Raw genomic sequence first — 14,639 nt, forward strand, 5'->3', positions numbered from 1 at the left:
TGATGAAGTAGTACAGTACACACTATTGAGTTCTCAAACCACCACACACACCCACAACCCGACCAGTCAACCAGACCAGCAAGCCGTGAGCGGCAGCAAGAAGAAAACTTACACCACCCCAAACCAAAACACAAACCCACACCACCAAAACCCAACAAACACAACCCCTCCACGGCGTGTCGCAAACCACCACAACCACACCCCAACCCGTCCAGCCCACCCACGCTACGCCCCACCCCAGCGAACGCCACCGACGCAAACCACGCCAACCGTGATCACTCAAGGGGTGCCCAGCGAACGTCACCGGTACCCCCCCGCTGGAAAAGGTCGCAAACGGGCTGGCGTCGTCAACTCGGCAGGTCACTATGGATGACATGAGCAGACAGCAGCCAGGGGAACACCACGAACCACGTAACGAGACGGCAGACACCGCCTCCGCGGACACCATGCCCGCCAACCCCGCCGCCGCCGAGGGCCCGCAGGCCTCTGCCAGCACCGCGAACCCATCCACACCGCTCACCACACGCGCCCACCGCCACACCGCGACCTTCTGGACGATTGTCTGGGGCGCGCTTGTGGTCGTGTGCGTCATCGTCGGTATCGTCATCGGCGGCCTCATGCGCAGCGGCGCGGACGAGCGGAACGGCAGCGGCGAAACGTCCGTCGTCGCCACGCAGCACGGCAGCGGCACAACCGTCACGCTGCCCTCCTTCTACGGCGACAACATGGTCGTCCAACGCGACGAACCGTTCACCATACGCGGCACCGTCCACGCGGCCACCTCCCCCGAATCCACCGAGTCCACCGAATCCGCCGCCTTCAACGCCTTCAACGTACGCGCCGTCAGCGCCGACGGCACGAAGGAGGCGGTCACCCATGTGAACGACGACGGCACCTTCACCGCCGAGTTCACGCCGACCGCCGGCTCGCAGACGCCGTACGTCATCGAGTTCCGCGACGGCGCGACGCCGGTGCATGTGCTCGCGAACGTTGTCTTCGGCGACGTCTTCCTCGCGTCCGGACAGTCGAACATGGAGCTCAACGTCGACCAGTACTACGGCGATGCGAGCAAACAGCAGGCCAACCTCGGCGGCCAGTTCACGATGAACGACCTGCCGAAGCCGCTCGTGGACGCCGATGTGCGCTTCGTCGCCGCCGACCGCGTGGCTGGCGACGTCGGTTTCCCGGCGCGTGCCGTCACGAGCGGCCGTTGGCTGCCGGCGTCCGACGCGCAGCAGGTGCGGCCGATGAGTCTGCTCGCGCAGCAGTTCGCCGCGCATGTGCGTCAGGCGCAGCCGCTGATTCCGGTCGGCGTCGTGCAGACGGCGTGGGGCGGCACGCCAATCGCGCGTCATGAGGCGGGCGGCGATATCTACGCGAGCCATATCAAGCCGTTGCGCGGCATGCGTTTCGCCGGCGTCCTGTGGTATCAGGGTTGCGCCGACGCGTCGCGTACAGCTGATGTCGACGCCTACACACAGCGGATGATCGCGCTCATCAACCAGTACCGTGACGATTTCGACGATGCCGATCTGCCGTTCCTCTACGTGCAGCTCGCGCGCTACGCCACGGATCAGGATTTCCGTGGCATCCGTCAGCGGCAGCTCGATACGCTCGGCGATGCGCGGCTTGCGAATCCTGAGAACGTTGCGATGACCGTCGCAATCGACACCGACAAAGGCACCGACGCTGTCATTCACCCGCTCGGCAAGGACGTGCTCGGCGCGCGCATGGCCGCACAGTGGCTTGCGATGACGCGCGGCGAGGCGGTGCCGAACGGCCCGATCATCGAAAAAGCGACAACGGGCGCGACGAAACCGGGCACGGTGCGCCTGCGTTTCGTCGATGGCACCGCCGACGCGCTCAACGTGCGCGTGCCCCGTCGCGACGTCAGGACGGGCGTCGACGACATCGCGACGCCGACGACGGGCACCATTGAAGGATTCGAAGTCGCCGGATCCGATGGCGTGTTCGTGCCGGCGCGCGCGGCGATCGACGGCGGCGGCGTCGTGCTGCGGTCGGATACCGTCGACGAGATCCGCGCCGTGCGCTACCTCTACGCGAACGATCCGCAGGCGCGGCGGCTGTTGTACAACGACGCACTGCCGGCGAGTCCGTTCATCATTGACGTCTCATGACAACGGCGACAACAATGTAACGACAACAAAGGCCGGGCGTGATTCCGCGGAATCACGCCCGGCCTCGCCGATGATGACGACAGATACGATTGAGATTACGCCGCTCAGCGCTGCTCAAGCAGCGGCGCGACTTCTTCTTCGAAGGACGTGAGCGCCTGATCGAAGACCTGATCCATGTCGTAGTACGCGTACGTGCCGAGACGTCCGCCGAACACGACCTTCGGCTCGGCGGCGGCCTTCGCCTTGTACCGCGCGTACAACGCCTTGTCCTCGTCGGTGTTGATCGGATAGTACGGCTCATCGTCGCGATCGGCGAAACGCGAATACTCCTCCCACACCACCGTCTTGTCCGGATTCTGCTCGGCCGCGCGCTCCGGATTGAAGTTCTTGAACTCGATCGCACGCGTATACGGCACATCGGCGTCCGAGAAGTTCATGACCGGGCAGCCGAAATGATCGCCCTCGTCATAGCGCACCTCCTTGAAATCGACGGTGCGCCACTTGAGCTCGCCCAGATCATAGTCGAAGTAACGGTCGACCGGACCGGTGTAGACGACCGGCACGCCCGCCTCGAGCAGCGCCTTCTTGTTCAGCGGCTGCGTCTCATCGAAGAAATCGGTCTCCAGCTGCACAGTGATGCGCGGATCGTCGATCATCCGCTCAAGCCACGCCGTATAGCCGTCCTTCGGCAGACCCTCCCACGTGTCCTTGAAGTAACGGTTGTTGTAGTTGAAACGCACCGGCAGACGCTTGATGATGCTCGCCGGCAGCTCGCTCGCGTCCGTCTGCCACTGCTTGGCCGTGTAGTTCTTGATGAACGCCTCATACAAAGGACGGCCGATCAGCGAAATGCCCTGATCGTTGAGATTCGCCGGATCGGTGCCCGCCAGCTCGCCCGCCTGCTCCTCGATGAGCGCCTTCGCCTGCGCCGGCGTGTAGTTCGCACGGAAGAACTGGTTGATCGTGCCCAGATTGATCGGCAACGGGAACACCTCGCCGTCATGCGTCGCGTACACACGATGCACGTAATCGGTGAAATCGGTGAAACGATTCACATAATCCCACACGCGCTCGTTCGACGTATGGAACAGGTGCGCGCCGTACTTGTGGATCTCGGCACCCGTCTGCGGATCCATATACGAATAGGCGTTACCGCCGATATGGTCACGCACGTCGATGATCGTCACATGCGCGCCGAGCTTCTCAACGGCCTGCTGCGCGATGGTCAGACCAAAGATACCGGCGCCGACAATCACCAGATCGGGCATGGCATTGCGCTCGTTCGAGGTCATAGATGTCCTTCCGAAAAACATACGAATCGATGACGTCCGCAAAGCGTTACCGCATGGACGTTCACGTTGCCGCGCCGGCGTGGCAAGACGCGGCGCGCATTCGGCACCAGCTTAAAACGCGGTATGCACACGACGGGACGAGGTCGCGCGCATTCCGCATCGGACCGCCGATTCCGCCGGCCGTGGCCGCCGTCCGCGCGCTTGCGGCGCCGCAAGCGGCCACGGCCGTGGTTTACGATAGGTTGCATGAACCAAACGGAACGCCGGGAGACGACGCCCCCCTTCACGCTGCTGATGGCGGTGTACGGGGGCAATTCGTTGCGTGAGGTGGAGCGTTCCGTCCAGTCGAGCACGATCGAGCAGACGCTGCCGCCGTCGCAGATCGTCATCGTGCGCGACGGCGCCGTGCAGGAGCCGGTGCAGCGTTATCTCGACACGTTGCAGTCGACGATGTCCGTGTGGTTCACGGCTGAGCATCCCGACGAGCCGGTGCCCGAAGTGACGATCGTGCCGCTCGACGAGAACCGTGGACTTGCGCATGCGCTCAACGTCGGGCTGCAACATTGCCAATACGATATCGTCGCGCGCGCCGACAGCGACGACGTGTCGCTGCCGAACCGTTTCGCGACGCTCATACCGCTGTTCGTGCGCCGTTCGAACGCCGCGCATACCGATGAACAGTCGCGTCGCCCGGTCGATGTGATGGGCAGCGCGATCCGCGAGTTCAGCGACGACGAGGACGACCCCGGTCAGATCCGCATGCTGCCGGCCGAAGGCGCCGACCTTGAGCGGTATGCGCGCCTGCAGTCGCCGGTGCATCATCCGAGCGTCGTCTTCCGCAAGTCGACGGTGCTCGACGCCGGCGGCTATCCCGAGCATTCCGGCAGATTCGAGGATTACATGCTGTGGGAGCGGCTGATGCTCGCCCATGCGCGATTCCTCAACGTGCCGCAGCCGCTCGTGCTGTACCGTACGAGCGAGGCCGCGTACGAGCGCCGCGGCGGCAGCGAGATGTTCCGCGACGAACTGAAGCTGCAGTGGCGTTTCCTGCGTGATGGTTTCACGACGCCGTGGCAATTCCTGCGCAACGTGTTCGTCCGCGCCGCCTACCGCGTGATTCCGACGTCGCTGCGCAAGCGCGCGTACCGTTCGATGACGTCGCGGCACAACACCGCGATCGCTACGTCGCCGCAGCCGCCACTGCCGCCGCAGCACGGCCGTCACAGCGCGGCGCCGCGCGAAGACGCGAGAGCGACGTCCACGTCATCAACAATGCCCGCGTCATCAGCGACGTCCGAGCCGCACGCGCCGCCGCTGCAGTGACATCATCGTTCAGACTTCGATCCAGTCGACGTAGGTCGCGATCGGCGGGTAGACGTCGGCGAAGATCGTGCTGTTCGATTCCGGTCGCGTGTGCCAGCCGTCACGCCATCCATCGCGCAGGCACTGCGTGATCTGCGCGCGGTCGCCGGCGCGCAGCCATGTGAAGACCCAGCGGCGCAGCGTCTTGAGCAGCAATGTGATCCTGCCGCCGAACGTGAAGTCGTCGCCGCAGAATCGGAACATCCAGATCTTGTTGCGCACCTCGTTGTAGAAACGCTCGCCGGGATCAGCGTCGGAAGAGCCAAAACGCTTCGTTTTATGGACGACTTCGCTCGTCGGCACGTAGTAGCCGATGCCGTCGCGCAGCAGTCTGCTCGTGTATTCGAAATCGTCGTTCCACAGGAAGAACGCGCTGATCGGCAGCCGATGCAGCCCGCGGACGGCGCCGGCGTTAATCAGGCAGGAGACGAAGGACAGCGAGCGCACCTGGAACGCGCCGTCGCGCATCGTGCGCGCGCCCTTCGCGAGCGCGGCGCGCGGACGCGGCCTGTTCATCCGATGTTCGCGGCCGTCGACCCACACGGCCTTCGAGCCGAGGACCGTCGGCAGGCAGCCGTTCGTCTCGACGCACAGGTCACAGGCGCGCAGCAGCGCGGCGAGCGCGTCGGGCGTCGGCACCGTGTCGTCGTCCATCAACCACAGATAGTCGACGGCTCCCGGCTTCGGCAGGTTCTTCTTGTTGCCCATGCCTCTGCCCACCGCGTAGGCGATGCCGGCGCAGAAGCCACCGGCGCCGCCGACGTTCTGCGGAAGTCCGATGACTTTCGTGACGATCGGCGAACGCTCGGCGAAGTCGTGGGCGACCTGACGTGCGCCGTCGGTGCTCGCGTTGTCGACGATGATGATGCGGTCGGGGCGGCGCGTCTGTCCGAGGATGCCGTCGAGGCATTCTTCAAGCAGCTGCTTGCGGTTGTAGGAGACGACGACGGCGGTCACTGAGTATTGCATAGCCGCCATTATATGGGCGTATATGGGCGATAGCCGCCGGCACCCGACATATGCGCGGCGACGGGACGTAATCAGGTGGCGACGTTACAATGGCCTGTCATGAGTCGGAAACGCGGCGTCGCACGCGATGCCGCACGGTCCGCCACGCCGTGTCCGCCGAATCACGTTTCCGTTACCGTTTCACCGCAATGCAGTGTCCGCGCTGTTGCGATCCCATGCAGAAAGGCCCAGCACGATGCGTGATTCCGAGCTGCCGCAGTCGACGAATCGACGTTCCGACGACGCGGACGAAGCCGCCGTCGACATCGAGGACGTCGAGATCATCGATCTGGACGCCGACGACGCGAACGACGATGTGAACGACGACGGGAACAACAACGCGACGACCGTCGGCGAGAAGACGACTCAGGATGCGGACGCGGGTGTCGATGCGAGTGACGGGGACGCAGACGTGGACGTCGCCGCAGCTAACGAAGGCGATGCCGCAGATGCCGGCACGACGAGCGACGGATCTGCAACTGCTGACGAATCCGCAGCCGCCGAATCCAAAGAATCCACCGAATCCACCGAACCCACGGACACCGCCCCCGCGAAACCCGGCTTCCATCCAATCGCGACGGTCAAGCGGCAGTGGAAACGGTTCACCGACACGAAGTTCTACCGGATCTGGAACAAGCGGCCGAAATACTCATACGGCGCGTATCTGTGCGTCGCCTTCGCGCTTGTGCTCGTCGCGGACATGATGCTGCTGTGGAGCATCGACACAAAGCACATGTACGATCCCGAACTCGAGCATTCGTTCTTCCGGCAGATCCTCGACAGCTCGTATCACAGTCTGTCGTCGGTCGCCGGCATCCTCAACTTCTTCGCGCTCGCGATGATCTATCTCGTGTGCGTAACCGTCATCAACCGTTTCTGGGTCGGTACGGCCATCTTCGGCGCGCTCGCCGGCGTCTACGCCTTCGCGTGCAAGATCAAATACGCGATGCGCACCGAGCCGATCCTCCCCTCCGATCTCGGCTTCCTCAGCGGCGGCGGCGACGGCGAAAGCGTCGCGGGCTTCGTCACCGACGAGTACCGGCCGATCATCGACCATGGCGTGCCGTTGATCATCTGGTTCGTCGTCATCTGCATCGTGCTGCAGTTCCTCGATCGCCGCCGCGCGTTCATCCACTGTTCGTGGCTCCACCCAATCAGGAGCGTGAAGAACATCTTCGGCAACATCTGCCGCATCCTCGCGCCCGTGCTGAGCATCTGGCTGATCGTCAGCTACGCGAGCGGACTGTCGTCGGCGCATTCGTCGATCCGTGAATTCGTCAACGAGATCGGCTACTCCCCGATCATCTGGAACGTCGGCGACGACGCACGCGCGAACGGTGCCGCGACGACCTTCCTGTCGCTCACGCGAGTCAAGGCGATGGAGGAAGAACCTGATTACGACGAGGCGATGATGCAGAAGATCAACGACCGCTATGCGAAGCAGGCGGCGACAATCAACGCAGAACGCAATGCGACGCTCACCGACACGACCGTCATCAACGTGTTGTCGGAGACCTTCTCCGACCCGAACCGTGTCCCCGGCGTCCATTTCAACGTCGACCCGATACCGAACGTGCACGCCCTCGGCGAGACGACGACGAGCGGCCTGATGCTGTCCCCCGGCTACGGCGGTGGCACCGCGAACATCGAATTCCAGCAGATGACCGGCCTGTCGATGGCGAACTTCAATGGTTCGCTGCTCTCGCCGTACCAGCAGCTGCTGCCGACGCGTCCGGAGGTCTTCGCCTTCAACCAGATGTGGAACAAGGCTTGCGGCTCCGACGCCTGCTCGGTCGGCTTCCACCCGTTCCTGCAGCGCTTCTATCTGCGCAACGCGAACTACAGGAAGTTCGGTTTCTCGCATCTGTACACGCTCGACAGCGACCCGAAGATCAAGTACGCCGGCACCTATCAGGGCAAGAGCGGCAAGTCGGACACCGTCACCGACGAGCAGGCGTACCGCAACGTCATCGACGAGGTGAAGGCGAACGCGGACGCGAACAAGCCGGCGCAGTTCATCGAACTCGTCACGATGCAGAACCATGCGCCATATCCGGGCATCTACGGCGACGAGAACGAGTTCTTCGCCGCAAACGAATCGTCGGTGCCGGACGGCGAGAAGGGCGTCATCGCCAACTACGCGAAGGGCCTGCAGCGCACCGATGAGGCGACGCAGCAGTTCCTCGACGAACTCGACGCGATCGACAAGCCGATCACCGTCGTCTTCTATGGTGACCATCTGCCCGGCATCTATTCGACGGCCGTCAACGATCCGAAGAACAGCCTCGCGCTGCACGAGACGGACTACTTCATCTGGTCGAACAAGGCGTCGGCGACGCACGGCACGAAACTGCCGGCGTCCGACGCGGCGTATTCGTCGTCGAACTATTTCATGGCGCAGACGGCGCAGCAGCTCAACGCGCGCGTCTCGCCGTACCTCGCACTGCTCACCGAGCTGCATCAGGAGATCCCGGCGCTGTCGCGCGCCGTGACGAACGGCGGCACCTGGTCGGCCGATTCGTCGGTCACCTATCTCGACGCCGAAGGCAAGGAGATGGATCCCAAGCGGTTCTCGAAGAAGGCGAAGCAGCTGCTCGCCGACTACAAGATAGTGCAGTACGACATGATGATGGGCAAGAACTATCTGCACGGCATGGGATTCATGGATCTGCCGAAGCAGTGAGCGCCGGCCGCCTCCCCTACTACTATGGGCGGGTATGACAGTGACTTCTTCCCCACAGCATGACGAACGGCACGACGAGCGCACGCAGGAGGCCGCCTCCTGGCAGACCGTCAGCCGCGTCGTGTTCCCGACGACCGATGCGGATATGACGATGCCGCTGTACGCGATCGAGTGGACGCGTCCGGTACTCAGCGACGACGTCGTCAACGCGTTCGCCGATTTCTATTCGCTTGATTTCGACGCGATGAACGAGGCGGAGCTACGTCGGCTGCTCAACGCGAACCGACGCACGCCCGCGAACACATCGTCCGCCGTGTTCACCGTCGACGGCCGCGACGCCGTCACCGTGCACGCCGGTCGTCACGCCTCGTTCTGCACGTATTTCAACGCGTTCCCGGCGAGCTACTGGCGTCGCTGGACGCGCGTGGCCGCTGTCCGTTTCACGGCGGATGTGCGCGGCGCCGGCGTGCTGCAGCTGATGCGTTCGACCGGCCGCGGCCTGATCCACCCGGTGCGCGAAGTGCGCGTCGACGCGACCGACGCTCCCTCGACGGTGAGCGTCGACATCACGATGGACGGTCTGCTCGACGGTGGCTTCTTCTGGTTCGACGCGAAGGCGGATATCGACGCCGAACTGCACGTCGCGCACGCGCAATGGGCGGTGCCGCAATCGGCGCGCCGCGAAGCCGAGGTACGGCCGTTCTCGATCGCGATCGCGACCTTCAACCGCGCCCCCTACTGCCTGCGTCAGCTGCGCGCAATCGCCGCCGATGCGAACGTGCGCGCGCGCCTCGACACGATCTACTGCACCGATCAGGGCACCGACCATGTCTGCGACCAGCCGGGATTCGCCGACGTGAGTACCGAGCTCGGCGAACAGCTCACCTACATCCAGCAGGCGAACCTCGGCGGCTCCGGCGGCTTCTCGCGCGGCATGTTCGAAACGCTCAAGGCGTCACGCAGCGCCTACACGATGCTGCTCGACGACGACGCGATCAGCGAACCCGAATCGATCATCCGCGCCGTGCAGTTCGCCGACTACTGCACAACGCCGACGATCGTCGGCGGCGGCATGCTGCACCTCGACAACCGCACCGTCATGTATGCGCAGGGCGAGCGTTTCGACAAGACCGAAGTGCGCATGTTCCCGTGCGTTGGTGCCGAATACAACCATGACTACGCGCAGTTCCCACTGCGCGACTGCCCGAAGCTGCACCGCCGTTTCGACGCCGATTTCAACGGCTGGTGGCTGTGTCTGATCCCGACGGCCGTCATGGAGGAGATCGGCCTGTCGCTGCCGGCCTTCATCAAATTCGACGACATCGAATACGGACTGCGCGCGAAGGAGCACGGCTATGCGACCGTGAGTCTGCCGGGCGTCGCCGTCTGGCATCAGGCGTGGCATGACAAGGATCCGGGACGCTCGTGGGAGGAGTATTTCAACAACCGCAACCGTTGGGTGTGCGCGCTGCTGCACATCGACCGTCCGAAGTGGCAGATGTTCTACCAGATGGCCTACGGCGACGCGAATCTGGGGTTGCGGCTCGTGTATTCCGGCGTGAAGCTGCGGCATCTGGCGCTGCGTGACGTCATGCGCGGCCCGCAGTACATGGTCGACGCGCTGCCGACGGCGCTCGCCACCGCACGCCGGGAGCGTCAGGGATTCTCCGACTCCGATACGCGCGCGAATCTCACCGATTTCCCGCAGGCGGAAAGCGAATACGAGCCGCAGGGGCGTCCGAAGAGCCGCAAGCGCGTGCAGCGGGAATGCTTCGGCGCCGTCTTCGAATCGCTGACGACGCATCGTGACGGCACAGCGGACAAGCGTCCGCAGCGCGCCATCGCGGCCAAGGACGCCACGTGGCGTGCGTTCCGCGGCGCGACGTCGGTGCTCGTGACGTCGGCGGACGGCAATTCGGCCGCCTGGTGCCGCCGCGACAATGCGTTGTTCCGTACGCAGTTCACGCGCGGACTGTTCCTCTCGAAGGAGTTCTTCAAGCGTTGGGACCGTCTCGCCGCCGACTATAAGGCCGCCGATCTCGGCAGCGTCGCGATGTGGGAGCGGATCTTCCGCGGCTGAGCACGGTCTTTGACCATGTCCTGCGATCATCCTGTGCACACCGCCGCTTCGGGATGATCGCAAGAGGGCTGGAACGCGAAAGCGGGAACCTGTCGAACAGGTTCCCGCTTTCAATTGGGCGGAGGATGCGAGATTCGAACTCGCGAGGCTGTTACACCAACACGCTTTCCAAGCGTGCGCCATAGGCCACTAGGCGAATCCTCCAACTGCGATGCCCTAAGACACGCAACTTGAAAAGGATATACCACTTCCGGTGACACACGCAACTTCGGTGTGTCGCGTCGATGACGCCGCGGCGGCCGGCGTCAGACGCCCAACCGGTTACCGAGCCGATGCAGGAACGCCGCCATGTCCTGACGGTAGACGACGGTCATGCCGCGGAACGTGCCATCCGCATAGCCCTGCGCAATGCCGGCACCGGCGAGCCAGCCGATTTCGGCGGCATGCGGCGTGGATCCGTTCACGTCCTTGAATCCCTTCGCCGTCACGCCGGCGCTTTTGTGCGCTTGATCGGCAAGCCGCTTGAGGAACGCAGCCATATCCTGACGATATACCGGCACGGTGCCGCGGAACGTGCCGTCCGCATAGCCGTCGGCGATGCGCGCATGGGCAAGCCACAGAATGTCTTCGGCATGCGGCGTGCCACGGTTCACATCGCAGAAGCGCTTCCAGTCGGCGTCCGACGGCTTCCATGTTTTCGCGTCACCGACGTTGTACTGCGCGGCGAGACGCCTGAGGAACGCGGCCATGTCCTGACGCACGACGGTGTTCATGCCGCGGTAAGTGCCGTCGGCGAATCCCCGCGCAATCTGCTTGTTCCAAACCCAGACGATATCCGCGTAATGCGGCGTCGAACGGTTCACGTCCTTGAACACCGTCATATCGAAGGCGTTCATATCTACGGCTCCATCAATGCCATTCACGTCGCCTGACTGCGTGTACTGCCATCCGCGAGCGCCCCCATAGCCGGGGAACATGTAATCGCAGCGACTGTTGTACTGTGCGACCCATCCGGCGCGCGACATGATGTTCGGATGGTTGAGCCGCGTGTTGAAGTAGTAGAGGTAGCTGTAGATGCGCACGTTGCTTCGGCCGTTCTTCGCCATCGCATTGAGGAAGGCGTTGACGACGGTGTTGTACTGCGCCGTCGTCGTCGGTACGCTGTGTTGTCCGTCCTCCCAATCCCATGTCGACCATTCCTCGAGATCGTAGAACATCGGGTAGGTCATGTCGTCGAGCTTGTACCGGTTCATCTGCCTTGCGACGAAGTCGCCTTCGATTGCGCCCCATTTCGCGTTGTCCGCATAGCTGTACAGATAAATGCCGTAGGGAATCTTCAGGCGGCGCACTTCGCGCAGATTGCGCTCGAAGTACGAATCAAGATTGTTGCAGTAGCCGAGACGCAGGATAACGCCGTCGATCCCCGACTGCTTGACCTTGTCCCAGTCGATTGAACCTTGCCATGCGGAGACGTCGATGACCTGCGCGGCCGGCGATGCGAAGACCTCGTTGTTGCCGTGCAGGAAGGTCTTGACGCCGTCACGCGTCGTCCACTGCGTTCGCATGGCCAAGCGTGCGCGTGGACGCGCCTGTGACGCGTCGTCGTTCTGGTTCCACATATGCTGCGGATCGGCAATGGCGTCCTTCGTTGAGCCGTCTGCCACCGCTTCCGCCGCAGCATCCGCCGCGGTATCCGTGGCATCCGAAGCATCTGCCTGTGCGTCGGTGGTCGTGTCCGTCGTCTGTACGGTGTCGGGAACCGCCAGCGCCGTCTCGTCGGCGAACGCCGACTGCACCGTGCACATTGTGAAGGTCAATGAAGTGACGAGCAGACCGACGATGGCCCGCGTCGAAAATCGTTTGCGCTGCGTCATGCGACTCATTGTAGAAAGACGACGTGGATATTCCGCCGATCCGTCGTTCATCGTCAGAGAACATGGCAACAGTGCAGCGCACCCCTCGAAAACGCGATGTGGTGCCGATTCGTCAGAATCGGCACCACATCATTGTCTAAGCAGACAGTCGACGCCCATGTCCATATCTATGTCCGCGGCTGGCACTGTCATCCGCGCTGACTGAGCACCTCAGTCCATCTGCAGGTAGGCCTTCCAGAACTCGACTGACTCCATCCGCGGAGCGGCGGCCAGGTATTCGCGCGACAGACGGTCGGCGTGCTTCTTGTAGTAGGCCAGATCACGCTTGTAGCGCTTCTGCACCTCCTGGTAGCGCTTGACGTCCTTGACGCGGATGACGCCCTTGCGCGTCGCCCAGTCGATCGCGATGATGATGTTCTCGTTGTGGATCATGCCCGCCGGATACAGCCAGCCGGCGCTCGGGATGATCGTGTATTCGACGCGGTCGGCCGCCGCATCGCCGTCGATCTTCTTCGCGGCGAACTTGTCGGCGCCGAAACGCTGACCGTTGCGCGTCAGGAAATCGAAGGCGCGCTGCTTGAGCGTGCGCGGCTCGTCGAAGTCGATGACCTGACGCGTGAGCATGTCCGGATCAAAATCATCGATGCCGAGCTGACGCGCCTGCTCGCGCAGCTCGTCGAAGGACACAAGCTGCTCCTTCTCGCGGTTGGCGCGCATGAAGCATTCCTGTGCGACCGGCTGCATGATGAACTTCGGCCCCTTGAGGAAGTCCTCGAAGCCCTGCAGCGCGAGTTCGGCGTCGGTGTAGTTGAACTTGCGGCACTCGAGATCGACCATATGGTGCAGGCTGTGCAACATCGTCTTCGTATCGGGCACGAGGCCGGTCGTCATCTGCCCGATCATCTGGTTGCGGATCGTCTGGTAGCGTTCGACGCCGGCGTTGTAGCGGATGTCGAACTTCGCATGCCACACGCAGATGCCGTTCATCGTCATGAACTTCGGATTGCAGCGGATGCCGTACTCGACGTCGTCGAAGCGCACGAAGACCGGCAGCGGCAGGCCGTTGCGCTCGATGACAGCCGTCGGGATCACGCAGTACCACCAGGCGGCGTAGCGGTGCGCGTCCGCGGGCACGCTCAGCTGCTCGTCGTAGCACTCGTTGTACACGACGTCGACGAACTTCGTCACCTGCAGCGGCGGCTTCGCCGGCACGCACGAGCCGTCGTACGTCGAGATGAAGCCGGTGTCCTCCTTCTGGTCCTGCGTGTCCTCGATGTTGAGCATCGCGCCGGAGACGAAGGCCTCGGCGTATTCGTCGTTGACGATGCGCAGCAGGTTGTAGGTGCGCAGGATGCTTTCCGGCGAGACCTCGACGTCGTCGTCCATCAGCAGCACATGCGTCGCCGGCGTCGACTGCTCAAGCGACTCGATCATGCCGCGTGCGAAGCCGCCGGCGCCACCGACGTTCTCGTTCGGCGTGACCGTCACATGTTCGTCGCTCAGCGCGGCCGCGTCGAGCGTGCTGCCGTTGTCGATGACATGCATCGTCAGATGCTTGGCGATGTCGTAGTCGGAGCCGAGCAGCTCGGTCTTCACGAGTGCGATGTTGCGTTCGATGAACTTCTCCTTGCGGAACGTCGTCGTCGCGATCGCCAGTTCGACGTCGCGCGGATCGCCGTCGAACTCGACCTCGTACCAGCCGTTGCGGATCGTCGTCTTCGCCTGCGTGGCGATCTGGAATCCGGCGATGACGGTCGTCGGGTCGGTCGTGATGTCGAGCGTCACCTCATGCCACTTGTTGTCACCGGGCACGTTGGCCGTGACCGATTCGACGAGCTGCGGCTGCATCGACAGACGCTCGGCGCGCGTCTGCGTCAACGTGACCGGCTTCGCGCTCTTGACGTCGATATGCAGGCGGAACGCCGTCGCTCGCGTGTACTTGAGCAGCTTGAGCACGGACAGCGCGTTGAAATACGTCGTGAAATCGACGGTGCCGGCGCCCGCGATCGTCCAGTCGCCGGTGCGCGGATCCGGCGTCAGCAGCTGGTCGGTGTGGTAATACATCGTGGGATAGCTCAGCGCACGCGGCTTCGTCTCCAGCAGCACGTTCGCGAATCGAATCGATGACATGGGTCCTCACTTGCTAGTCGTCACTTGGTCGTTTGCAGCCTTCAATCACGCTTCAGCATAGTCCGTGCGGCG

Annotated in this window: 8 protein-coding genes and 1 tRNA gene; 4 read left to right on the forward strand and 5 right to left on the reverse strand. The window is 63.3% G+C overall.

Annotated elements, in window-relative coordinates; all coding sequences use genetic code 11:
• Positions 1-374: 374 nt before the first annotated feature.
• Entirely contained in the window at positions 375-2,138 is a 1,764-nt protein-coding gene (locus tag G606_RS0107635) for a sialate O-acetylesterase (protein ID WP_231371459.1), read from the forward strand.
• Positions 2,139-2,242: 104 nt separating this feature from the next.
• Here the strand turns inward: G606_RS0107635 and glf are convergent, their stop codons facing one another.
• On the reverse strand, positions 2,243-3,430 hold the full coding sequence (gene glf, locus G606_RS0107640) for a UDP-galactopyranose mutase (RefSeq protein ID WP_026645466.1): 1,188 nt from the start codon (positions 3,428-3,430) through the stop codon (positions 2,243-2,245).
• 246 nt (positions 3,431-3,676) lie between these two features.
• On the opposite strand from glf, the gene G606_RS10265 reads away from it, so the two are divergent.
• Positions 3,677-4,753 carry a glycosyltransferase gene (locus G606_RS10265; protein ID WP_081664121.1) on the forward strand — a complete coding sequence of 359 codons (1,077 nt, stop codon included), beginning with the start codon at positions 3,677-3,679 and terminating at the stop codon, positions 4,751-4,753.
• 9 nt (positions 4,754-4,762) lie between these two features.
• Here the strand turns inward: G606_RS10265 and G606_RS0107650 are convergent, their stop codons facing one another.
• The gene (locus tag G606_RS0107650; RefSeq protein ID WP_026645467.1) at positions 4,763-5,761 is read right to left on the reverse strand and encodes a glycosyltransferase; all 999 of its coding nucleotides are present in this window, start codon (positions 5,759-5,761) and stop codon (positions 4,763-4,765) included.
• Between the two features lie 235 nt (positions 5,762-5,996).
• Between G606_RS0107650 and G606_RS10270 the strand changes: the two genes are divergently transcribed.
• Both G606_RS10270 and G606_RS0107660 read left to right on the forward strand, forming a co-directional pair.
• Positions 5,997-8,483, forward strand: coding sequence for a sulfatase-like hydrolase/transferase (locus tag G606_RS10270; protein WP_081664122.1), 2,487 nt, complete (start codon positions 5,997-5,999; stop codon positions 8,481-8,483).
• 145 nt (positions 8,484-8,628) lie between these two features.
• Positions 8,629-10,563, forward strand: a complete 1,935-nt coding sequence (locus G606_RS0107660) for a glycosyltransferase (protein ID WP_034524034.1) — start codon at positions 8,629-8,631, stop codon at positions 10,561-10,563.
• A gap of 119 nt (positions 10,564-10,682) precedes the next feature.
• Here G606_RS0107660 and G606_RS0107665 read toward each other — a convergent pair.
• From G606_RS0107665 to G606_RS0107675, 3 genes are all read right to left on the reverse strand, one after another.
• Positions 10,683-10,767: transfer RNA gene (locus G606_RS0107665), tRNA-Ser, on the reverse strand.
• Positions 10,768-10,868: 101 nt separating this feature from the next.
• On the reverse strand, positions 10,869-12,437 hold the full coding sequence (locus tag G606_RS11315; protein WP_051198698.1) for a GH25 family lysozyme: 1,569 nt from the start codon (positions 12,435-12,437) through the stop codon (positions 10,869-10,871).
• A gap of 210 nt (positions 12,438-12,647) precedes the next feature.
• Entirely contained in the window at positions 12,648-14,567 is a 1,920-nt protein-coding gene (locus G606_RS0107675) for a glycosyltransferase (protein ID WP_026645469.1), read from the reverse strand.
• Between the last annotated feature and the right edge of the window lie 72 nt (positions 14,568-14,639).

This window comes from Bifidobacterium sp. AGR2158 (assembly GCF_000424225.1).
Classification (GTDB): domain Bacteria; phylum Actinomycetota; class Actinomycetes; order Actinomycetales; family Bifidobacteriaceae; genus Bifidobacterium; species Bifidobacterium anseris.